This is a genomic window from Aeromonas enteropelogenes, from assembly GCF_000819845.1.
GTDB lineage: Bacteria > Pseudomonadota > Gammaproteobacteria > Enterobacterales > Aeromonadaceae > Aeromonas > Aeromonas enteropelogenes.
In genome coordinates, this window is record NZ_CDCG01000011.1 from 109,041 (window position 1) to 131,820 (window position 22,780).

At 60.8% G+C, this 22,780-nt stretch carries 19 protein-coding genes; 3 read left to right on the forward strand and 16 right to left on the reverse strand.

Annotated features, from left to right (window positions below):
* Positions 1-63: 63 nt before the first annotated feature.
* The 3 genes from BN1123_RS03960 to BN1123_RS03970 are packed head-to-tail and all read right to left on the reverse strand — an operon-like array spanning position 64 to position 3,595.
* Positions 64-747: a hypothetical protein gene (locus BN1123_RS03960; RefSeq protein WP_042025477.1), complete on the reverse strand. Its 684-nt coding sequence runs from the start codon at positions 745-747 to the stop codon at positions 64-66.
* Positions 748-797: 50 nt separating this feature from the next.
* Positions 798-2,192, reverse strand: a complete 1,395-nt coding sequence (locus BN1123_RS03965; RefSeq protein WP_042025478.1) for an alkaline phosphatase — start codon at positions 2,190-2,192, stop codon at positions 798-800.
* An 11-nt stretch (positions 2,193-2,203) separates the two neighbouring features.
* Positions 2,204-3,595, reverse strand: coding sequence for an alkaline phosphatase (locus BN1123_RS03970; RefSeq protein ID WP_024942425.1), 1,392 nt, complete (start codon positions 3,593-3,595; stop codon positions 2,204-2,206).
* A gap of 332 nt (positions 3,596-3,927) precedes the next feature.
* Between BN1123_RS03970 and ylqF the strand changes: the two genes are divergently transcribed.
* Together ylqF and BN1123_RS03980 are read left to right on the forward strand one after the other, a co-directional pair.
* Positions 3,928-4,878, forward strand: a complete 951-nt coding sequence (ylqF, locus tag BN1123_RS03975) for a ribosome biogenesis GTPase YlqF (protein ID WP_010633500.1) — start codon at positions 3,928-3,930, stop codon at positions 4,876-4,878.
* A gap of 284 nt (positions 4,879-5,162) precedes the next feature.
* Entirely contained in the window at positions 5,163-6,311 is a 1,149-nt protein-coding gene (locus BN1123_RS03980; protein WP_042025479.1) for an MFS transporter, read from the forward strand.
* A 130-nt stretch (positions 6,312-6,441) separates the two neighbouring features.
* On the opposite strand, the gene BN1123_RS03985 is transcribed toward BN1123_RS03980, so the two are convergent.
* From BN1123_RS03985 to dinG, 3 genes are all read right to left on the reverse strand, one after another.
* Positions 6,442-7,338 carry a histone deacetylase family protein gene (locus tag BN1123_RS03985; RefSeq protein WP_042025480.1) on the reverse strand — a complete coding sequence of 299 codons (897 nt, stop codon included), beginning with the start codon at positions 7,336-7,338 and terminating at the stop codon, positions 6,442-6,444.
* A 99-nt stretch (positions 7,339-7,437) separates the two neighbouring features.
* Positions 7,438-8,097 carry a YccT family protein gene (locus BN1123_RS03990; protein WP_042025481.1) on the reverse strand — a complete coding sequence of 220 codons (660 nt, stop codon included), beginning with the start codon at positions 8,095-8,097 and terminating at the stop codon, positions 7,438-7,440.
* Between the two features lie 154 nt (positions 8,098-8,251).
* Positions 8,252-10,324 (reverse strand): ATP-dependent DNA helicase DinG, encoded by a 2,073-nt coding sequence (gene dinG / locus BN1123_RS03995; RefSeq protein WP_042025482.1) that lies wholly within the window; start codon positions 10,322-10,324, stop codon positions 8,252-8,254.
* Positions 10,325-10,720: 396 nt separating this feature from the next.
* On the opposite strand from dinG, the gene BN1123_RS04000 reads away from it, so the two are divergent.
* Positions 10,721-11,845: a porin gene (locus BN1123_RS04000; protein ID WP_042025483.1), complete on the forward strand. Its 1,125-nt coding sequence runs from the start codon at positions 10,721-10,723 to the stop codon at positions 11,843-11,845.
* A 496-nt stretch (positions 11,846-12,341) separates the two neighbouring features.
* On the opposite strand, the gene tyrA is transcribed toward BN1123_RS04000, so the two are convergent.
* The 10 genes from tyrA to BN1123_RS04050 all read right to left on the reverse strand — a co-directional run bounded on the left by tyrA (position 12,342) and on the right by BN1123_RS04050 (position 22,720).
* Positions 12,342-13,481 (reverse strand): bifunctional chorismate mutase/prephenate dehydrogenase, encoded by a 1,140-nt coding sequence (tyrA, locus tag BN1123_RS04005; RefSeq protein ID WP_042025484.1) that lies wholly within the window; start codon positions 13,479-13,481, stop codon positions 12,342-12,344.
* 70 nt (positions 13,482-13,551) lie between these two features.
* Positions 13,552-14,625 (reverse strand): 3-deoxy-7-phosphoheptulonate synthase, encoded by a 1,074-nt coding sequence (locus BN1123_RS04010; RefSeq protein ID WP_042025485.1) that lies wholly within the window; start codon positions 14,623-14,625, stop codon positions 13,552-13,554.
* 370 nt (positions 14,626-14,995) lie between these two features.
* Positions 14,996-16,315 carry a glucose-1-phosphate adenylyltransferase gene (gene glgC, locus BN1123_RS04015; protein ID WP_042025486.1) on the reverse strand — a complete coding sequence of 440 codons (1,320 nt, stop codon included), beginning with the start codon at positions 16,313-16,315 and terminating at the stop codon, positions 14,996-14,998.
* Between the two features lie 222 nt (positions 16,316-16,537).
* Positions 16,538-17,452: a protein translocase subunit SecF gene (secF, locus tag BN1123_RS04020; RefSeq protein WP_197064443.1), complete on the reverse strand. Its 915-nt coding sequence runs from the start codon at positions 17,450-17,452 to the stop codon at positions 16,538-16,540.
* Between the two features lie 119 nt (positions 17,453-17,571).
* On the reverse strand, positions 17,572-19,341 hold the full coding sequence (gene secD, locus BN1123_RS04025) for a protein translocase subunit SecD (RefSeq protein ID WP_412149484.1): 1,770 nt from the start codon (positions 19,339-19,341) through the stop codon (positions 17,572-17,574).
* A gap of 189 nt (positions 19,342-19,530) precedes the next feature.
* Entirely contained in the window at positions 19,531-19,950 is a 420-nt protein-coding gene (locus BN1123_RS04030) for a hypothetical protein (RefSeq protein ID WP_042025489.1), read from the reverse strand.
* A 94-nt stretch (positions 19,951-20,044) separates the two neighbouring features.
* Positions 20,045-20,902, reverse strand: a complete 858-nt coding sequence (locus tag BN1123_RS04035; RefSeq protein WP_042025490.1) for a DUF6279 family lipoprotein — start codon at positions 20,900-20,902, stop codon at positions 20,045-20,047.
* 3 nt (positions 20,903-20,905) lie between these two features.
* Entirely contained in the window at positions 20,906-21,736 is an 831-nt protein-coding gene (locus BN1123_RS04040; RefSeq protein WP_042025491.1) for a phosphotransferase, read from the reverse strand.
* Positions 21,726-22,322 (reverse strand): penicillin-binding protein activator LpoB, encoded by a 597-nt coding sequence (lpoB, locus tag BN1123_RS04045; RefSeq protein ID WP_026456430.1) that lies wholly within the window; start codon positions 22,320-22,322, stop codon positions 21,726-21,728. The genes BN1123_RS04040 and lpoB overlap by 11 nt, the downstream gene beginning before the upstream one ends.
* The gene (locus BN1123_RS04050; RefSeq protein ID WP_042025492.1) at positions 22,322-22,720 is read right to left on the reverse strand and encodes a YcfL family putative periplasmic lipoprotein; all 399 of its coding nucleotides are present in this window, start codon (positions 22,718-22,720) and stop codon (positions 22,322-22,324) included. Before BN1123_RS04050 ends, lpoB begins: the two co-directional genes overlap by 1 nt.
* Between the last annotated feature and the right edge of the window lie 60 nt (positions 22,721-22,780).

A 22,780-nucleotide genomic window follows, 5' to 3' on the forward strand; every position in this document is an offset into this window, starting at 1 on the left:
GAATTAATCGAGTGTAACACTCCTGCCTTTGAAAACGTTCCCTCGGCAAGGAGGGATGGGATCTCAGTCGAAGAAATCCCGTAGATCGCGCACCTCGTGGTCCGCCAGTTGCAGCCAGGGATACTGGCTCGGCAGTTTGCGCAAGGTCACCTCCATCCGGTAGCTGCGGTAGCCGTCGAGACTGGCGGACTCCACCACCAGGGGGATCTGCCACTGACTCGACCAGAGGATGCGGGTGCGCTGCTTGCCCTCGCGCTTTTCATACCAGCGCGCCTGCTCGGGGGCGGCCTCATCGAGGGGGGTCATCTCCTGCAGCAGGGCCGGGTTGATGAGGTGGCGGATCCTGGGCCAGTCGGGCTTGAAGGCTACCTGGCCATACTCCTCCTTCGGTACCTCCACCAGCTGGTTGTGCCAGTTGTCGGCGTAGCGCAGTTGCAACTCATCCTGCTGGTTGCGGGTCACCCAGCGCGCCGCCATCTGGTGGGTAAAGTGCTTGTGGCCCGGGGTGGCATCGTGGGCGGCGTGGTAGGCACGGGCCAGGGGGAGGGGAATGAGCCGCTGGCTCCACACCTGGTCGCCGACCCGCAACCACTTCTCCTGCCACTGGCTCTCCTTGCTGATGCCGTCGCTGCTGGTCACTCTGTCCTGATAGCGGATGCGGGCGGCCAGATCGGGGACTTCATCGGCAAGGAGGGAAAAAGAGAGGCTGCTGGTGAGCAGCCACAAGGGTAATAAATATCGCATCATGCCGTCTCGCTCGAGCGAGCAAGGCCCGGCACCTGGCCGGGCCCTGCCGTTTACAGACCGAGCGCCTCCTTGAGCTTGCCGAACACCTTGGTGTTGTCGAGGGTGCCCTTGAAGCGGCTGCTGCCGGCGCCGTCGGCAAACAGCATCACATCGCCGCCGCCGTGGGTCTCGGAGCCGAGCTTGACCCCGGTCTCCTGCAGGTAGTCGTCCGCCATCACCTGATCGCTGGTGAGGGTGGGGCGCACGTCGGCGCGGTTGGGGCCGTTGCCGAACACCAGGGTGGTGAACGGCTTGCCATCCACGTCGTTCTGGGTCGAGCCGTCGCCATTTTTCACCAGGTCCAGCACCTTGTTGCCCTTGGCGGAGTAGCCGTTGATGGTCATGGTGTGGTCATGGTCGGCGGTGACCACGATCAGGGTATCTTTCAGGTCCACCTTGCCGAGCGCCGTCTTGACCGCCTCGTCCAGCGCCACCGCGTCGGTGAGCGAGCGCTTGGCATTGGTGCCGTGCAGGGCGTGATCGATGCGACCCCCTTCCACCATCAGGAAGTAACCCTGACTGTTCTGACTGAGCAGATCGATCGCCTTGGCGGTCATCTCAGAGAGGGAGGGCTGGGTGCTTGCCGCCCCCTTGGCGACCCGATCCAGCTCGTAGTCGAGGTGGGACTTGGCGCTGAACAGCCCAAGCACCTTGCCCGAGTTGACGCCAGCCAGATCATCTTTGGTGGTGACGTAGTGGTAGCCCTGGGCAGTCAGCTCGGCGGTGAGATCCCGCCCGTCGGCGCGGCCACCCTTGTTGCTGGTGCTGTTGTAGGGCGTCCAGTGGTTGGCGCCGCCCCCCATCAGCACGTCGACTCCATCCCCCAGCGCGGTGTTGAAGCCGGCGCCGCCCGGTACCGCCTGCTCGGCGATGGCGTAGGCGGCATCCCGGTGGCAGATGTGGGAGTAAGTGGCGGCCGGGGTGGCATGGGTCAGCTCGGTGGTGGTGACGGCTCCCACCGACTTGCCGGCCGCCTTGGCCAGTTCGAGAATGGTGGGCACCGGCTTGCCGTTGTCGCTGGTGCAGTTGTTGATGCCCTTGTTGCCGTTGACGTCCTTGCCGGGCGCGACGGCCTTGGTGTCGCTGCTCATGGCGATCACCTCGTTGTTCATCTTGACCCCGGTGGTGTAGGCCGCCATGGAGGGGGCCGAGTCGGTGGTCTGGGCATCGTTGGAGAAGGTCTTGATGCGAGCGCTGCGGGCCAGCTTCATCATCTCCAGATTGCCCTCTTCCCCCACCTTGTAGAGACGGGTGGCGGTGAGCACGGTGGGGCCCATGCCGTCACCGATAAACAGGATGACGTTTTTGGCGTCGCTGGCCTGTGCCTGGGCCGCGCCGCCGAGGGCGGCCAGCAGGGCCGTGCTGACGAGGGTTTTATGCAGTTTTTGTTTCATGGCGCTTTTCATGGGAATGCTCCTTACAGCCCGGCCGCAGCCTTGACCTTGCCGAACACGGCGGTGTTGTCGAGTGAGCCGTGGAAGCTCTCCGCTCCCTGGCCGATGGCGCCGAGGAAGACGTCGGTGCCGCCGTGGGTCTCGTTGCCTATCTCGCCTACCTTGACCACCACCTCCTGGTGATAGTCGTTGGCAGAGACGGTGGCGTCGTCCAGCGGTGCCACGCTGCTGCGCGGACCATCCACCCGGTTGTAGCCGTTGCCAAAGCCGATGATGGTGTAGGGCATGCCGTCGGCATCCTTGCTCGGTTCGCCGGTTTCATAGTTCTTCACCAGTCCGAGTACGCCGGGGTTGTCGGCGGTGGTCTTGCCGGTTCGCTTGGCGTAGCCGTTGAGCACCAAGGTGTGGTCATGGTCGGCGGTGACCACGATCAGGGTGTTTTTCAGCTCGGGATCGGTTTTCTTCACCTCGTCGATGGTCGCCTTGATGGCGTTGTCGAAGGCGAGGGTGTCCTGCAGGGCACGCTTGGCGTTGGTATCGTGCAGGGCGTGGTCGATGCGCCCCCCTTCCACCATCAGGAAGTAGCCCTGTTTCTTGTCCTTGAGCTGCTTGATGGCGGCCAGGGTCATCTGGGTCAGGGAGGGCTCGCTGGCGGGTCGGTCCAGGTCATATTTCATGTGGCTTGAGCCAAACAGCCCCAACAGCGGCTTGCTCGCATCGGCTTGGTTCAGCTCGTCCAGGGTTGCGGCAAATTGGTAGCCCTTGGCCTTCATCTCGTCGATGAGGTTGCGGCCATCCTCGCGCTTGCCCTTGTCGGCCTTGGGCAAGAAGAAGCTGCTGCCGCCGCCGAGTACCACGTCCACACCCTCTTTGAGGGCGCTGTTGTAACCGGCGCCGCCGGGTACCAGCTGGGCGGCGATGTCCGCCTCCAGATCCCGGTTGCAGAGGTGGGCATAGGTGGCGGCCGGGGTAGCGTGGGTCACCCGGGTGGTGGTGACCACGCCGGTGCCGCGGCCGGCGGCCTTGGCCAGCTCCAGCAAGGTGGTGACCGGCTTGCCGGCGCTCTTGCTGCAGTCGTTCTCCTGGGTGGCATCGCCGTCCATGCTGATGACACCGTTGTTGCTCTTGACCCCGGTCATGTAGGCGGACATGGAGGGGGCCGAGTCGGTCACCTGGGCGTCGTGGGAGAAGGTCTTGATGAAGGCCGTCTCCGGCAGGGTATCGATGGTGAGGCTGCCCTCTTCACCGACGCCGTAGATGCGGGCAGCGGTCAGGGTGTTGAGACCCATGCCGTCGCCGAGGAAGAAGATCACGTTCTTGGCACCGGGCTCGGGCGCACTGCTGTCGTTGTTGGAGTTGCAGCCGGCGGCCAGGGCGGCGCCGATCATCAATGCAAGTCCTGCCATCTTTCTCATTGGGGTTCGCTCCTTGTAAAACCTGAGCGCAGCCTAGAGGTCGCAGATGACACTTTTAGTGAAACTGGATGACAATCCGATGAAGGTGTTGCGTGAATGTTATGTTGTATCAATCACTTATCTATCAATAACCGAGACTGGCCACATCGGCTGACGAGGGGAGGGGGCGGGCGAAAATCTGGCCGGTTTGCCGGCTGGCGGCTAGAATGGCCTGTCAAATCGGGGCGGGTACAGGTAAAATGCGCCCCCTTGCGACGCCCTGCGTCCGCCATCGCCCGCCGCTCGCGCCACCGCAAGCCCGCGCCCGCAGTCCCTAGATGAGAGTAACGGATATGTCCATCAACTGGTTTCCCGGCCACATGCACAAGGCCCGCAAAGAGATTGCCGAGGTCATGCCCCAGGTCGATGTCATCATAGAGATGCTCGACGCCCGCATCCCCTTCTCCAGCGAAAACCCGCTGGTGCCCGAGCTGCGCGGCGATACTCCGGTGATCAAGGTGCTCAACAAGGCGGACCTCGCCGACCCCGAGATCACCGCGCTGTGGGTGGCCCACATGGAACAGGAGAAGGGGATAAAGGCGCTGCCCCTGACCCAGCAGGAGCCGGAGAAGATCAAGCAGCTGCTGACCCTCTGCCACGAGATGCTGCCGGAGCGCAATCTGGAGCTGCGCGGCGTACGCGCCATGATCATGGGTATTCCCAACGTGGGTAAATCCACCCTGATCAACACCCTGGCGGGGCGCATCATCGCCCGTACCGGCAACGAGGCGGGGGTGACCAAGTCCCAGCAGCGGATCAAGCTCGACAACAACGTCATCCTGACCGACACCCCGGGCTTCTTGTGGCCCAAACTCAACCCGCCCTCCTGCGGTTATCGGCTGGCCATCACGGCCGCCATCAAGGATACCGTCTATGACTACGCGGACATCGCCATGTTCGCCGCTGACTACTTCCTCAAGGCCTATCCGGAGCGGATCCAGGCGCGCTATCAGATTGACGCGCTGCCCGAGACCGAGATCGAACTGCTGGATCTCATCGCCCGTCAGCGCGGCTTCATGCGCAAGGGGGGGCTGTCGGATCTGCACAAGGCGTCCGAGATCCTGGTCAACGAGTTCCGCTCTGGCCTGCTGGGCCGCATCTCCCTGGAGACCCCGCAGATGGTGAGCAGCGAAATCGTGGAGGCCGATGCCGAGGCCGAACAGAAGGCCAAGGAGAAGGCGGAGCGGGAAGAGGAGCGTCAGGCGCGGGCCCGCCGCAAGTACGCCAAGAAGCGTCAGCGCTGACCGGCCTTGTGCCAGGTATATAAAGAAGAGGCGGCCCGGGGTCGCCTCTTCTCGTTATGGCCCCCAGGATTGAGAAGAGGCCGACAGGCAACCGGCATCTGCCCGTCATCATGGCCAAAGAGTCGGTGAATCAAGGGGATAAGCTAGGCGCCGAACGGTGCCGTGCTGCACCGCACCAGCAGCATTCGATAAAACCTTGCGATCCTGCTTTCAGTGCCGATTGACAATGGCATTGGCGGTGGCATGATGCGCTCGCATTTTTGACTCTCCTCACGGTTTTACCCATGACCATATACACCCGGCCAGTGCTGTTATTGCTCTGTGGCCTGTTGCTGCTGACCCTCTCCATCGCGGTGCTCAATACCCTGGTACCGCTCTGGCTTGCCCATGAACAGCTGCCGACCTGGCAGGTGGGCATGGTCGGCTCCTCCTATTTCAGCGGCAACCTGCTGGGCACCCTGCTGGCGGGCACCTTGATCAGGCGTTGCGGCTTCAACCGCAGCTATTACCTGGCCTCCGCCCTCTTTGCCGCCGGTTGTGTCGGGCTCGGCATTACCCTTGATTTCTGGAGCTGGCTCGGCTGGCGATTCATTGCCGGTATCGGCTGCGCCATGATCTGGGTGGTGGTGGAGAGCGCGCTGATGTGCAGCGGCAACGCGCACAATCGGGGCCGTCTGCTGGCCGCCTACATGATGGTCTACTACCTGGGCACTGTGCTCGGCCAGCTCTTGGTCAGCAAGTTGCCGACCGGCCTGATGGTGGTACTGCCCTGGGCGAGTGGGCTGATCCTGGCGGCTATCCTGCCACTGTTGTTCACCCGTATCGTCAGTGAGCGCAGCGAAGCGCAGGGCTCAACCCGGGTCTGGTCCATGTTGCGGCTGCGTCAGGCACGGCTCGGGGTCGATGGCTGCATCATCTCCGGCATCGTGCTGGGGTCGCTCTACGGCCTGATGCCGCTCTACCTGAATCATCAGGGGGTGAGCGATGCCGGCATTGGTTACTGGATGGCGGTGATGGTGAGTGCCGGCATCCTGGGGCAGTGGCCGGTGGGTCGGCTGGCGGACAGGTTCGGTCGCCTGCCGGTGCTGCGGGTGCAGGTGCTGGTGGTGATCCTGGGGTGCGGGGCCATGCTCGGCGGCGTGGCGATGGGGCCGGCGCTGTTCATTCTGGGCGCCGCCGGTTTCACCCTCTATCCGGTGGCCATGGCGTGGGCCTGCGAGAAGGTCGAGCACCATCAGCTGGTGGCCATGAACCAGGCGCTGCTGCTGAGCTACACCATCGGCAGCCTGCTCGGCCCGGCCTATACCGCGCTCCTGATGCAGCACCTTTCGGACAACCTGCTGTTCATCATGATCGCCGGCGTGGCCTTGCTCTATCTGCTGATGCTGCTGCGCCCTTTGGGGAAACACTCGACACCGGTGGCCCACGCCTGAACTGTGGTCGGCGGCAGAGGGCTCCATCCTCGCTTCCCGATAGGGGGCTGGATGGCACGCATATAGAGCAGAGGCGGCCAAGGGGCCGCCTTGTTGTTGTCTGCAACGGTGGCCAGGCAGAGCTCAACGGCTAGCCGTAGCGTTTGTTCGCCTCTTCAAACAAGGACATATGCAGCGGGATTAGCTGTTGCCAGTCACGGCGGTAGCCGCCGCCCGGTACGGCGGCAATGGGCAGCCCGTGCCGTTGTGCGCAGTCAAAGACCATGGCATCGCGCTGGCGCACCCCCTCATCACTTAATGCGAGATAGCCGAGTTCGTCGGCATGATGCACGTCTACGCCGGCCTGATAGAGGATGAGATCGGGGGCATAAAGCCGCAACGCCAGATTGAGCGCCTCTGCCAGCGTGGTGAGGTAGGCATCGTCCTCCATGCCGCTTGGCAGGGGGAAATCCATGTGGGAGGCGGGTTTGTGGCGGGGAAAGTTGTGCTCCCCGTGCAGGGAGAGGGTGATGATGTCGCGCCGACCCGTACAGAGTGCCGCGCTGCCATCCCCCTGATGCACGTCAAGATCGATGATCAGCACCTGTTCACAGCGCCCCTCGTCCAGGCAGGATTGTGCGGCGATCACCAGATCGTTGAACAGGCAAAAGCCGCTGCCATGGTCATGGTGGGCGTGATGATAGCCACCGGAGATCTGCAGCCCGCAGCCTTGTGCCAGCGCATGGTGACTGGCGGCTATGGTGGCGCCGACCGAATGCCGGGTGCGTTCAATCAGCATGGGTGACCAGGGGAAACCGAGCTGGCGGATGGCGCGAGCATCCAGTTGGCCGGCCAGGGCGGCCGCCACATAATCCTTGTCATGGATGCGACAGATCTGCGCGGTGCTTGCCGCAGGTGCCCGGACAAGAGGATAACCCTCCGAGGTGAGTCGCTCGAACAGACCCTGGTATTTGGCCAGGGGGAAGCGGTGTCGCTCGGGCAGCGCCAGGGCGGAGTAGAAAGGGTGGTAGAAGATCTGCAGTGACATAAGGTCGATGGGGTGGATGCAGTTATCTGAAATTGTGCCATGAAAAAGGGGAGCCAGGCTCCCCTTGTCGCTGCTCCATCATAGAGATCGACAGATTGATTATTGCTGCTGGATAACCCAGATCTGGAAGGCTTTGCGGGTCTCCGCATCGGCCTTGTTGTACCAGTTTTGCAGCTGGGTCAGGGCTTCCGGGTTGCTCATGGCCTTGCTCGGTGCCACCTGTAGCGGTGCGCTGTTGGCGGCCATCACGGCGGCAGTGGAGACAGCTACCGTTTTGGGTTGGTTGAATGCCTTGCCCATGTTGATCAGCTCTTGCTGATAGTCGCGGGTCAGCTGGAAGCCTTCCACTTTCGGCATCACAAACTGCTCGCTGGCAACGACTTGACCACTGGCCTTGTCTTTCAGCACCACCTTCTGATCCTTGGTGAACTGCTTGGCTTCGGTTTCGTTGCGGGGCTTCTTGTAATCCAGCACCAGCTGCTGGTTGTCGGCGGCGGTAAAGTTGATCACCAGCGGCTCGGCGGTGACCAGTTTGATATCACTACGGCTGGAGTAGTTGCCTTCAAAGGCGATCACCAGTTGGTGCTTGCCAGCAGAGAGCGGGAAGCTGTTGGTCTTGTCGAGCAGCTTGGGATTGATGGACTGGCCATCGATCAGTTGAACCACGTAGGGGTTGGTGACTTCCAATTGGGCATCGGCCAGGGCACTACCTGCCCATAACAGACCAGCCAGCGCTGGCACCAGAACAGTCAGTTTCATCTCATCTCCTTGAACAGTCAGGCGTTTGCCCACTGAAAACAGGGGCTCATTCTTGCAGGTTTGACCCATGGCGGCAATTGCTCTTTCAACTGCACGTTATAGTGAGGGGCATTCGTCCCGTTACCCGCTTTTTTGTCAACAATCGAGGCTTGGTCTACTCGATGCGTCGCTTGAACGGAGGGAGGGCATCCAGCAGCCCCTTGCCATAACGCTTGGTCAGCAGGCGACGATCAAGGATGGTGACCCGCCCCCGATCCGCCTCCTTGCGGATCAGACGACCACAGGCCTGGATCAGTTTGCGAGAGGCTTCAGGCACCGTCAGCTGCAGGAAGGGGTTGCCTCCCCGCTGTTCGACCCACTCGGCCGTGGCCTCTTCCACAGGTGAATTTGGGACCGCGAAGGGGAGCTTGGTGATCACCAGGTTGGTGAGGTAGTGGCCCGGCAGATCCAGCCCTTCCGAGAAGCTGCCGGTGCCAAATAGTATGCTGGCTTGTCCCCCGTCGCACTTTTGCCTGTGCAGGGTGAGCAGGGCGTGGCGGGAGGCTTCTCCTTGTACCAGCAGTGACAGCCCCTTGGCCCGCAGACCCTGCGCCACTTCATTCATTTGTCGGTAGGAAGAGAAGAGCACCAGGCTTGCCTCCTTGCCTGCCAGCAAGCGTGGCAAGGTATCGATCAACTCCTGGGTAAAGGCCGGGGAGTTGGGCTCGTGGGCCATCTTTGGCAAATAGAGCTCGGCTTTCTGGTAATCAAACGGGGAGCGCAGGCGCAGATAGCGGGTACCGTCATGCTCCTTGAGCCCCACCTGATGGCGAAAATAGCTGAAGGAGGAGAGGGCGGTGAGGGTAGCAGAGACCAGCACGGCTCCCAGGCATTTGGACCAGAGCCACTCCTCCAGCAGGTAGCCTACCTCGATGGGGGAGGCATGCAGCCAGATATCGCCATCCTCGCTCCTGGCCATCCAGCGGGCGAGGGGAGTCTTGCCTGTTGGCGTATGGCGGCTAAGCATCTCCCACAGGGCGCAAAAGTTTTCCAGCCGCTGCAGGTGAAAACCACTCTCGGCCAACAGAGGTTCGGCCTCCTTGCGGCGGATCTCGCCATCCTTCAGAGCCTCGCCAATGGCGCCCTGCAGCCGATCCAGTGCCCGCAGCGCCTTCTTGCTCGACTCCTTCAGATTCTCCGCCAGCATGGGCAGAGGATCCGGCAAGATGCCGTCACTGAAGCGGTAATGGGGCTCGCTGCCAAATAACCGATCGTTGGCAGCCAGCCACTGCTCGACGGCTTTCAAGTCGGGCTGGATGGAGGCGAGGGCATCCTGCAACTTCAGTTGCGGGTCGAGCAGACTCTCCTTGTTCAGGGTTCGCCCCAGCTTGCCGGCGCTTTGCACCAGTTTTTCCAGCCAGCGGCGTGAACCCTTCACGCTGGCACTGGCGGCGCCGTGATCCCGGGCGATGGTGGGCAAATGATGGGCCTCATCCAGCACATAGATACACTCGTCTGGGGGCGGCAATATGATGCCGCCCCCCATGGTGAGGTCGGAAAGCAGCAAGGCGTGGTTGACCACCAGCACGTCAGCCGCATCCATGTCGTTGCGGGCACGATGAAAGGGGCAGTGTTGATGGTGACTGAGCGCCTTGTTGCAGGTATGGCGGTCGGCGGCAATGCGATCCCAGCAGGGATCCGGGATAGGATCGGGCCAGTTGTCCCTGTCTCCGTCCCATTTGCCATGGGTATAGGCCTGCCACAGGGCCTGGTAGCGATCCTTGTCTGCATCCGACGGTTTGTGCTTGCTGAGCGCGGTGAAGTCGAATTCGAAGTTGGCCATCTCGCTGCCACTCGCCGCCTGCTCCAGCAGATGTTCGCAGCAGTAGCGCTGGCGTCCCTTGACCAACATGAAACGAAACGGCAGTTCGCTATGTTGATGGTAAAAAGGGAGGTCCTTGTGGATCAACTGTTCCTGCAAGGCCACGGTGGCGGTAGAGATCACCAGTTTTTTCTGGGTCAGACGGGCCACCGGGATAGCACCCTGGGCATAGGAAAGAGATTTGCCGATACCGGTACCCGCCTCGGCCACCAGAATACGGCGTTGCTTGTCATACTCTCCGGTCAGGGTCTTGGCGATTTCCGCCACCAGGAAATTCTGCTCCTTGCGGGGCATGAAACCGGGTAATCCATCGGCAATCTGGCGATAGGTATGGCGAATGGTCGCTTTGAGGCGAGTTGACAACATAAGGAAGAGGCCAGTCAGGAAATCAATCGAAGAGGTAGGATACCTGTAACGCACTGTCGGGGTCGAGATAGAGGCCATGATCACGGCTTTTTCGTGCAGATCAGACCACGTTGGTGGTTTATCAGGCAGTTAAACGACATAGCCTGTGAAACAAGCTATTCGAGGCCAAAAATACAGCAAAATGGGTTGCAAACGTTTTCTTTTCGTAGGCGGGCAATATGGGACTTGGCTCACATTTTTCCCTCGGTGACCATGATTTCCATAAAAAGTTCCAAGTTTTTTCATTGCGGTTCAGAAATCTGGGTGCTAGTCTCGGCGCCATAGTGATGCAAAGTACATCGCTAACACAGGGAATAACAACGACTTAGTGTTTAATTACAGTAGGCATTGGAAACTATGAAAAAGACAATTCTGGCTATTGCCATTCCGGCTCTGTTTGCGTCTGCAGCTAACGCTGCCGTTGTGTATGACAAAGATGGCGTAACTTTTGATGTGTATGGTCGTGTTCAGGCCAACTACTACGGCGATCATAACAAGTCTGTAGCTGCAACTGACGGCTCCTGGGGTTTCAACAAGGACACTGGTGCTGCTGAGTATACCCCTGGTGCTGATGCTCATTATGCAGATGTAGATGGTGAGCTGGTTGGTTCTTCCCGTCTGGGTTGGTCCGGTAAGATTGCTCTGAACGACACCTGGTCTGGTATTGCCAAGACCGAGTGGCAAGTCTCTGCTGAAAACTCTGACAACAAGTTCAACTCCCGCCACATTTATGTCGGCTTCGACGGTACTCAGTACGGTAAGATCATCTTCGGTCAGACCGATACCGCGTTCTACGATGTACTGGAACCGACCGATATCTTCAACGAGTGGGGCGATGCCGGTAACTTCTATGACGGTCGTCAAGAAGGCCAGATCATCTACTCCAACAGCTTCGGTGGCTTCAAAGGCAAGCTGTCTTATCAGACCAACGATGATAAAGCTGTTCAGGTTACCGACGTAGGTCAAGGTATCAAAGAGAAAGCTGTATACGGTGACAACGTTAAGCGTAACTATGGTTATGCTGCTGCTGCCAGCTACGACTTCGACTTCGGCCTGGGCTTCAACGCCGGTTATGCCTACTCCGATCTGGAAAACTCCGTGACCAGCACCACTGGTGACAAGAAAGAGTGGGCTCTGGGTGCACACTACGCCATCAATGGCTTCTACTTCGCTGGTGTTTATACCCAAGGCGACCTGAGCTATGACACCACCACCGGTGGTGACAAAGACAAGGGCCGTGGCTACGAGCTGGCTGCTTCTTACAACGTAGATGCCTGGACCTTCCTGGCTGGTTACAACTTCAAAGAAGGCAAAGCTAACTCCGGCGCTGCTGACTCTCGCTACGAGGATATGGTTGACGAAACCCTGCTGGGTGTTCAGTACGCCTTCACTCCGAAGCTGAAAGCTTACACCGAGTACAAGATCCAGGGTATCAACGACCTGGACGACGAGTGGACTGTTGCTCTGCAGTACAACTTCTAAGTTGTATTTGCATGAAGTCCTAGCTTGAGTCTCTGACTTGACGCTTAAATGGCCAGACTGATCAGTCTGGCCATTTTCATTTCTACTATCCCGATACGGTCCAGAGCCCTTCTGATTCCTGTCCCTGATTACCTCACCACTTATTCCGATATGCCCCTGGATGTTTTCTAAGGTGGCTTCCGTTACTCTGTCAGCTACAGCTTCTGTTTACACCAGCATGGGTAACTCTCACAGCCAATAACGAGACTCTTTAGTGGTCAACTAAATCCTGACAAGCTGAAGGCCTCTTTCGCGTGATGGAACAGGATAAGGAGACAACGGGCTAGGTTACAGATATTGGGGTCAGGCAGCAGGAGGAGAGGCCTGGTAAACAGGATTGGGAATACGGACAAGTTCTTACCAGGAAGAGGGGCTGCTGGGATTACTGGGCGGGAGCAATAAAAGAGGGAAGGCTCTGCCTTCCCTCTTTTTATGTATGCAAGATGACAAACCGGGCTTAGCCGTGGTGACGACGGTCGTTGGCCTGGGCCAGCAGGGTGCGGCTTTCCCTCAGGAACTGCTGCGCATGTTCGCCGAAGAAGCCGGATACCTGGCTGAAGGCATCGATAAAGCCGGCCCTGTCCCCTTGCTCCAGCAACCCCAGCACCTCGCCGAAGTTCTGGTAGTAGCGGCGGATCATCGCGAGGTTCTGCGGTGACGACAAAATGATGTCGGCATAGAGGTGCGGATCCTGGGCAAACAGCCGTCCCACCATGGCCAGCTCCAGCCGGTATATGGGGGAGCTTAAATGCAGCAAACGGTCGATGTTGGCCTGCTCGCGGGAGAGGTGCCAGCCATAGGCGAAGGTGGCAAAGTGGCGCAGCGCCTGGATGAGGGTCATGGCCTCGTCGTGGGCTTTGGCCTCTACCTGCTGCAACCGAGCTCCCCAGATGGTCATCTGATCCAGCAGCCACTGGCTGGCGGCAGCGTCGCGCCCCTGACAGCAGACGATCACCTGCTTGGCGAGGCTCGCCACATCCGGCCCGAACATGGGGTGTAGTCCCAGCACAGGCCCCTTGTGCACCGCCAGCATGTGTTCAAGCGGCTCCTCCTTCACGCTGGTGACATCCACCAGCAGGCAGCGGGCGGGCAGGTTGCCGAGCCGGTCGATGATCTGGCAGGTGATGTCGATGGGCACCGCCACCATCACCAGCCCCGTATCGGCGAGGATTTCGTCAGCCCGTGGCCAGTCTTCCTGCTCGAGGGTCTCGACCCGATAGCCAGAGAGGCTGAACAGATTGCCGAACAGACGGCCAAGCTGGCCTTGACCGCCGATGATGACCACCTTGCCAAGGTCCGGCTTCATGCACTTGAAGTGGTGCTCTTTGTCGCTGGCGGATTCCAGAATATAGGATTCGCGCATCACCCGGCGCAGCACGTCTTCGATGAGATCGCCGGGCACCCCCAGTGCCTCGGCCTCGGCGCGGCGGCGAGCCAGCATGCTCGCCTCCCGATCCGGCGCGTAGATGGGCAGGCCGTGGCGGCTCTTCACCTCACCCACTTCTCCCACCAGGGCGAGACGGGCAGCCAGCAGATCGATCAGCTGTTTGTCCACCGCATCTATCTTGTCCCTGAGGGCATTCAACTCTTCAGCCATATCCGGTCCCTGTCGGCGCCGCTGGCTGCGACGCCCTGTGATTCAAGAGGTTACAACAAGATACCACGACTCAAGAGGCGGTTCTGCCTTTGAGTGGCGCCGCCAGCTGGCTGTGGCAACGGGCCAGCAGATCGGCCGTGGTGTCCCAGTCGATGCAGGCATCGGTGATGGAGACGCCGTAACGCATCTCGCACTTGGGCTGTTCGCTCGACTGGTTGCCTTCGAACAGGTTGGATTCGAGCATGATGCCGATGATGGAGCGGTTGCCCTCCTGGATCTGGTGGATGACGTTGTCGGCCACCTTGGGCTGCAGACGATGATCCTTGCTGGAGTTGCCGTGGCTGCAATCCACCACCAGGCCGGGCAGCAGGCCCGCTTTTTCCAGCGCCTCTTCCGCCAGCGACACATTGACCGAATCGTAGTTGGGGTGCTTGCCGCCGCGCAGGATCACGTGGCCATCCGGGTTGCCCTGGGTCTGCAGCAGCGCGACCTGGCCCTGCTGGTTGATCCCCATGAAGGCGTGGGGGCTGGAGGCCGCCTGCAGGGCATTGATGGCGGTGCCCAGGTTGCCGTCGGTGCCGTTCTTGAAGCCGACCGGCATGGAGAGGCCGGAGGCCATCTCCCTGTGGGTCTGGGATTCTGTGGTGCGGGCACCGATAGCCGACCAGGAGAAGAGCTCCGCCAGGTATTGCGGGCTGATGGGGTCGAGGGCCTCGGTCGCGAGCGGCAGCTCCAGCTCGGCGAGCCAGCAGAGCAGCTCGCGGGCCCGGTGCAGCCCCAGCTCCACGTCGAAGGTGCCGTCCAGATTCGGGTCGTTGATAAAGCCCTTCCAGCCCACCGTAGTGCGCGGCTTCTCAAAGTAGACCCGCATGACAATGTAGAGAGAGTCCTGATAGGCATCATGGAGCGCCTTGAGCCGGGTGGCGTACTCCTTGGCGGCGTCCATGTCGTGGATGGAGCAGGGGCCGCAGATCACCAGCAGACGGTGATCGCGACGGTGGATGATGTCGGCGATGGTGTTGCGGGCACCTTGCACGAAGGCCAGCGCACGCTCGGAGATGGGCAGTTTCTCCTTGAGCTGGGCCGGGGTGATCATCACTTGCTCGGACTGGATATGGATGTTGTTCAGGGGATCTCGATGCATGGCGGCTTCTCTCTACTGGGTGTCGCATATTGATTCTGGATCCGGGTTGCCACTGGGTGATGCGTCATCGCATCGTCAGCAAACCAAGAGAGAGGTGTGAATATTTAATTACACTGTCCACTTCTTGTTACGGATTGCTGCCCACCATAGCAAGGAATGGCAAACAAGCAAGTGAAAAGCGCGCTTTTACGCTACAAAAGTATCTAAGTAAAAATCAGATAGCGTTAAATGGAATGAAAAAGAGAGAGAAAGGGTAGGATGAATATAGTTTTGTAAACTTATGATTACGACTGATGTTCTGACCTGATTGTCAGGCAGAGAAACGGGGGGCAAAGGCCCCCCGTCACAAGCCAGATCTGTTAACCCCTGCTTATACCGTCACGGTCACCTTGGTGGCGCCAGCGACCCGCTGGCTGCGCGCCAGCGCGTCCAGCATCTCCTTGGTCACCAGCACAATCCCTTGCGGCGAGCGATAGAAGCGGCGGGCGTCTTCATCGGCATTCTCACCGATCACCATGCCTTGCGGCAGCTTGCACCCCTTGTCGACCACCACCCGGCGCAGACGGCAACCCGAGCCAATCTCGACGCCTGGGAAGATCACCGTCTGATCCAGGGTGCAGAAGGAGTCGATCCGCACATTGGTGAACAGCACCGAACTCACGATAAAGGAGCCACTGACGATGGTGCCGCCGGCAAACATGGAGTTGATGGCCATGCCGTGCTGGCCGTTTCTGTCCTGCACGAACTTGGCGGGGGGCGTCATGTTTTGGCTGGTCCAGATGGGCCACTCCTGATCGTAGATATCCAGCTCCGGGGTGACGGAGGCGAGATCCATGTTGGCTTCCCAGAAGGAATCCAGGGTGCCCACGTCGCGCCAGTAGGGGCGCTTTTGCGGGCAGCAGCCGACGCAGGACATGCCAAACGGGTGGGCATAGGCGGTGCCCTCCTCAACGACCCGCGGGATCACGTCCATGCCGAAGTCGTGGTGGGAGTGTTCGTTGGCGATGTCCTCTTCCAGCAGTTGGTAGAGATAGTCGGCGTCGAAGATATAGATCCCCATGGACGCCAGCGCCGTGTCGGGCTTGCCCGGCATGGCTGGCGGGTTGAGGGGTTTTTCCACGAAGGCGTTGATCTTGCGATCTTCATCGATGGCCATTACCCCGAAGGCGCTGGCCTCGCTGCGGGGTACCTCGATGCAGGCCACCGTGACCTTGGCGCCCTGATTGACGTGATCGAGCAGCATGGCGGCGTAATCCATCTTGTAGATGTGATCCCCGGCCAGCACCACCACATATTTGGGGGCGTGATCACGGATGATGTCCAGATTCTGGTAGACCGCATCCGCGGTGCCGCGATACCAGTGCACCTCGTCTACCCGTTGCTGGGCGGGCAGCAGATCGATGAATTCATTCATCTGGTAGCGTAAAAAGGACCAGCCGGATTGCAGGTGGCGCAACAGGCTGTGGGACTTGTACTGGGTCACCACGCCAACCCGGCGAATGCCGGAGTTGATGCAGTTGGACAACACGAAATCGATGATGCGGAATTTGCCGCCAAAATGGACTGCCGGTTTTGCCCGGTTATCGGTCAACTGCTTGAGGCGACTGCCCCGCCCTCCTGCGAGCACCAACGCCATGGTCTCGTTCAGCAACTGTCTGGATCTTGCAGTATTGGCAGGTTGTAACAACATCTTCTATCCCTTTGTGGCTAACTTATCCTGATAATGCCTCTTTTGAGGCCCAATGAAAGTGCTTTCAATCACAGAACATTCGTCGTGACGATTATTAAGTGACTTTGTTGTCAGTAATGTGATGTGCCGAGGGGGTAATCAGACTTTCAAGAGTCAGACGGGATGGCAAAGGGAAGGGGGAAAGAAGGATGGCCCCTGCCAGCGGTGGCAGGGGCGCTGGGGTTATGCCTCCTGAGGCAGAGGCTCCGCCTGTTTCTGATACGCCTGGGGTGTCAGTCCCAGCAGCTCCTGCACCGTCGATGCGACCGTGATGGAGGAGATGGTTCCTACTAGGATGCCGATAAACAAGATGAAGGAGAAGCCGTAGAGGGCATCCCCCCCGAACAGCAGCAGGGCGCCCACGGTGAAGAGGGTGGTGCCCGAGGTGATCATGGTGCGGCTGAAGGTGGCCTTGATGGCGACATCGGAACACTCATGAATGTTCATCCTGGTGCGGGAGCTCAGCAGATCCCGCAGCCGATCCGAGATGACGATGCTGTCGTTCAGCGAATAACCGATCACCGCCATCAAGCCCGCGATCACATTGAGATCAAACTCGATGTTGCACAGCGCCAGCAGCCCAAGCGCGACGATGGCATCGTGCACCACCGAGAGCAGGATGCCGATGGCTTGACGCCACTCGAAGCGAAACGCCAGATAGGCCGACATGGCCACCGAGGCTACCAGCACCGCCAGCATCCCTTGCTGGAATAGCTCGGCCCCCACCTGCGGGCCAACGATGGTGGTGCGCAAGAGCTCGACCGGCATGCCGAGTTGTTCCCCCAGCAGGGCGGCGAGCTCGGGGGCGGCCCAGGGCAGCTCGTGGGGCGGCAGCTTGATGAGCCATTCCCCCGGCACGCCCGCTGAGCTCAGTTCCAGCGCGCCGGCCAGCGGGGAGGTCAGCATGGCGTTGAGCTCATGGGCCTCTTTCAGGGTCTGGATGTGAAACTCCAGCAAGATCCCGCCGGTAAAATCGAGCCCGAGGGTGAGGCCGTTCACCAGCAGGATGGCGATGCTGGCCAGGGTCAGCAGGATGGAAGACCACAGACCGATGTAGCGCCAACGGGTCAGGCCCATGGCAACAATCATTCTCAACATGTTGTTTCTCCTGGCCACCGAAGTGGCCTTGCTCGCGCAGGCGGACCTGCGCGAGATAAAAAGGGTGGCCGGCCTTGGTGCCGGCTGGTTGCGAAACTACTTGAGAGGGCGCTGGCCCATCAGACCCTGAGGGTGTGCTCGCGGCTGCGTCCCCACAGGGGATTGATGATGGCGCGGGTGCCCCAGATCCCGGTGATCATGCTGGAGACGAGCCCCAGGATGAGGGTGATGGAGAAGCCCTGCAGCGGTCCGGAGCCGATGGAGTAGAGCACCACGGCGCAGATCAGGGTGGTGATGTTGGCGTCGAAGATGGTGCGAAATGCCGAGCGATAGCCGAAATCGATGGCATTGGCGAGGCTGCCACCTTCACGCAGCCTATCCCTGATCCGCTCGAAGATGAGCACATGGGTATCCACCGCCATGCCCACGGTCAGCACCAGGCCGGCGATCCCCGGCAACGTCAGTACGGCGCCCGGCAGTACCGCCAGCATGCCGACCTGCATCAACAGGTTGCCGATCAGCGCCGTGATGGCCACCCAGCCGAACTTGCGATACCAGGCCATCATGAACAGCATCATGCCCGCCATGCCAAAAGCCAGGGCGGTGAAGCCCGCCTCGATGTTCTGCATGCCGAGGGTCGGGCCTATGCTGCGCTCTTCCAGGATCTTGAGCGGCGCGGTGAGGGCACCGGCGCGCAGCAGCATGGCCAGCTCTTGTGCCTCGGGCATGCTGGCAAGGCCTGTGATGCGGAACTGGTTGCCAAGGGCCGTCTGGATGGTGGCGACGTTGATCACTTCGCTGTGGGCTCTCAGGTGCCCCTGGGCATTGGTCTTGTACTCGGTGAAGACGGTGGCCATCGCCTTGCCCACGTGCTGGCGGCTGAACTGGTTCATCTTGCTGCCCCCCAGGGTGTCGAGCACGATATTGACCTGGGGCTGACCCATCTCTCCCATGCTGGCGCGGGCGTCGACGATATGCTCGCCGGTCAGCACCGGCTTGCGTGCCATGGGGATGGCCTGCCCGTGGCGATCGGACATATAGAAGTGGCTGTCAGCCTTGGTCTCGTAGAAAGCCAGGGAGGCGGTGGCCCCGATCACCTCTTTGGCCTGCTTGGGATTGTGCACCCCGGGCAGCTCGATGCGGATGCCCTCCTGCCCCTGGCGCTGGACCGTGGCCTCGACGATGCCGAGCTCGTTGATCCGTTTTTTCAGGATCGACAGGTTCTGGGTCACGGCGTTGTTGACCAGCAGGGTGCGCTCGGCCTCGCTCAACACCAGGCGCAGCTCGTTGTCGCTGCGGGTGAGTTGCCACTGCCCCTGCAGGGTACCGGCACTCTCCTTGACGATGGTGAGCCAGGGGGCCTGCTCGGCCGCCTCCGGCAGGGTCACGATCACGGTGCCCTGCTCGCTTCGCATCACGTTGGCGCCGCGCAGATGGGCATCACGAAAGCGGCTGCGCAGGGAGTCCACCAGATTGTTGGTCTGGGCGTCGATGACGAAATTGACGTCGACCCCGATCAGCAGCTGGGAGCCACCGCGCAAGTCCAGTCCGAGCTTGATGGGGGTGGCGCCGAGCCGGCTGATCCAGCCGGGAGCGTTGGAGTGAAACTCCAGGGTCAGGGCGGCGCTGTCGACTCCCTGCTGCTCCAGCAACTGCTTGGCTCTTTGCTGTTCTTGCTGGGTGGCAAACACCAGCTCGACCTTGTCTTGCTGCTGCACCGTCTTGACCGGCGCGATCCGGTTTTCAGCCAGCAGCTGATGTTGACTGACGGTCAAGGCCGCTTGTCCGTGCAGGCCGAGGGAGGGTTGCTCACCGAAGAAGGTGGGCAGGGAGTAAAAGGTAAAGGTGAACAGCATCAGCAGCAGCAGTGCGTACTGCCACCTGCTCATGCGGTTGAGAATGGCGCTGTGATGTTTTCTCATGGCAAATCGCCTCTGTCAGGAGAAGGCGCGCGGGCCGGCCCTTGGGGCAGGCAAGGCGCTAAAAAATAGAGATGCGAACAGGGCTGGATGACACCTGGGTGCAACCCGTCAAAGGGGAGGAGAAGCGCGAAAAAGAGATGTGCCAACCCCTCGGGGTCAGGCGGTCAGATAGCTCTGGCTGAAGCGGTATTGTAGATGCTGACGCTGCAGGCGGTGCCGGTGAATGGCACCGAAAAAGTCCCGAAAACTCTGTCTGTGATAGAGCAGGATGACAGGCGTCAGCCAGCCGAGCAGCAACAGCAGGATGGCCTCGGCAGACCAGCTGTGCACCAGCTCATAGACAAGGGTTCTGGGTTGAGTGTCATTGCGCTGGGATTGCTCGAGGCGCAGCAGATGATTCTGATGGGACGCGACAAACTTGATGATGCCGTCGTCGCTGTCGCTTGCCTGGGAGAGGGTATGGGTTTGCGTCGCCGCAGGCAGGCGTAGCCCTTCCACCTGGACGATGGAACAAAGCAGGGTGAAGGAGATGACCAGGGTCATCAGCACCAGTTTGACTTTGTCGATGGGACGCAAACGATCAATTCCAGAGAAACGAGAGGGGCAAGCTATCACAGGAGGCGGGATCGGACAAGCCGGCACAGACCTGCCGTGCCGGCTTGGGAGTGAATCAACTGCCGGTCATCTGCGAAAAATCGCGGGCATATCCCTTGAGCAGGCTGTAGAGGTGGGCCCGTTGCGAGATGTCCAGTGACTGGCTCATGGCGCTCAGCCACTTGATGGTGCGTTGGCGCGATTGCTCGGTGTAGCCGGTGAAGCGGCCATCCATCAGGCCATCCCCCTGAGCCAGCAGATCGGTCAGCTCCCGGGTAAAATCCGGGCTCTGGCGCTGTTTCATCAACCGATCCAGCTCCAGGGTCCAGGAGGTCTGAAACTCGATCCAGGGGGGCATCAGCTCGTACTGCCACTCGGCCCACTGGGCCACCAGTGGTGCCTGGGCCGGTTTTACCTCGCCAATCCAGAACTCGAGCCGCTTGTTCATCTTGTCGCGAAACTCCGCCAGCATCTGCTCCTTCGGCTTATCGGAAAATTCCTGTTGCCGCTCCTGCTGGCGCTTGACCCTGTCTTGCATGAAGCGGGTCACCTGCTCGTCGGTCAGGGTGCGCGCAAGCCGCACCGCCCGAGGGATGGTGTCCTCGAGGGTGCGGGTCAGGCTCCCCTGCACCGCATCGAGATTGGTCTCGATTTGTGCCGGGGTCATGGGGCTGGCCACCGCTTTTGCCAGCACATCGAGATCCCGGGCATAGCGGGGCAGCTCGTGTTGCCGGTGCCAGGCCATCAGCCCCTTCACCTCGCGGCTGAGCAGGCTCTTTTGCGAGGAGGAGAGGGCAAAATAGTCATCCAGTTGCCAGATGATGGCGGTGTCGAGCCAGTAGTAGATGATCCGGGTGGAGCAGCCCACCAGCATCAGCGTCAGCAGCAACAGACCCCAGGTTTTCGGTTGGTACCAGCGCACCTTGTTTGTCATCGGTTACTCCAGTCGTTGCCGATTGAGATCAATCAGCCCGTGATAATCGGGATGGTCTTGCTGTTCGGCCATCAGCAGTGCCCACAGGAGGGCGATGTAATCAGCCCAGGGCAGGAACGCTTCGCCGTGAAAGGAAAACCGCTGCTCCCGGGGCTGGTCGCGCAGATAGTGCTCCTCCAGCGCCTCCCGCTCCTGTGGCAGCCAGCCGTGGGTGCGCTGGATGCTGGCGACCTCGAAGCCCGGATGGCCCGCGGCCCCATACTCCCAGTCGATGACCCAGGGCCTTGCTCCCAACAAGTTAGCCGGATTGAGATCATGGTGGCAAGGCAGCCAGCAATCATCCGGCTCGCGGCTGGCGAGCAGGGCGCGCTCCAGCGCCGGCAGCCAGGACGGGATCCGCGCCAGTCTGGCGCGATAGCCGGCCGCATGGGCCCGTACCGCCATCACCACGGAGGGCAGGGGAAGGCGGTGCAGGGTGCGCAGGGTATCGGCCAGGCGCTTCGGCTGCTCGGCCCGCGGCGGCGGGGCGTCGGCCCAGTTCGGCTCGTCACACCAGTCGAGCAGCATCAGGCCGGTGGCGGGATCGCTGTGATGGCAGGGCAGGGCGATCCCCTCGGCCATGGCCCCCCGATAGAGCTGCCACTCGGTGGCCCGGTCGATGCCAAGCCGTACCGGATCCGGGTGCCCCAGGCGCAGAAAGTAACTGCGCCCCGAGGGGAGGCGCAGTCGATAGTTGCAGTTAGTCAGGCCTGCCCCGAGCGGCGTCAGCTCCGCCTCTGCCCAGGGGGCGGGCAGGCGGCGTCGCAGGGCTGCCAGGTGCGGATCACCAGCCAAAGGTGGACTTCTTCGCCTGTTTGCGGATCTCCTTCTGATCGGCCCACAGCAGCTCGCCGCTTTGCAGATCCAGCAGGTTCATGGTCATCTGGTAGTAGACGTCCTTCACCTTGCCGTTGTCCTTGACGATGCTGGCGAGGTTGCCATAGACCATGTAGCGGGCACCGGTCTGCTGGCCGATACGCACCATGGTGGCGGGATCCACCATGCCGCTACTCTGCTGATATTCGAGCTGCTGTTTGATGGCGGCCACCTTGCTCATGTCGACGAAGCGGAACTTTCCGGCACGCAGCAGCTTGGTGCGGATGGTGTCGGTGATGGCCTCGGTATCGATATGCTCGGAGGTCTTGTTGCGGATGGAATCCATGTACATCACCGGGCGTCCCCCCGCGGTGATCTCGCTGGTGGCGGGCGAGGCCAGCAGGGAATCCGCCATCTTGTCGGCGATGGCCTGCAGATCGGTGGAGCCGTAATCGACGGTGACCGTCTCGGTTTCGGTCGGATCTCCATAGCTGACGGTGGTGCTGGAGCAGCCGCCCAGGAGCAGGGCGCCGGTCAATATCAGCAGGGCATGATTCATTTTCATTAGTAGGATTCCTCAATCACTTCGCGTACATAGAGTCGGTAGCCTCGGGCGGCCGGACTCGGCGCCAGGGCGGACAGGGTGCGGCTCTGATAGCCGTGCAGCTTGAGTGGGGTCCAGCCGCGGCCATCGCTGGCCACCTCCTGACCCGCCTCGTCATACCAATAGAAGAGGTATTGCAGACGGTTGTCGCTGCGCTGGGTGCTGGTGGCCGCCACATTGACCTGCAGCAGGCCGTTTTGCTCGCGCCGGCTCAGCTCGGTCAGGGTGACGTTGACGTTTTGATGCTGCTCCGCCACCGCTGCGGCGCCCGCCGCACCATAGAGCGCAATGCCGGAGGTATTGGTGGCACAGCCCGTCAGCAGTAGCGCGAGCCCCAGGGCCAGTGTGCATCTTTTCATCTTGCTCTCCTTGCCGGCAGGCCGGGGGCCGCGCCGGTGGTTGTTCATGATTTGTCGGCC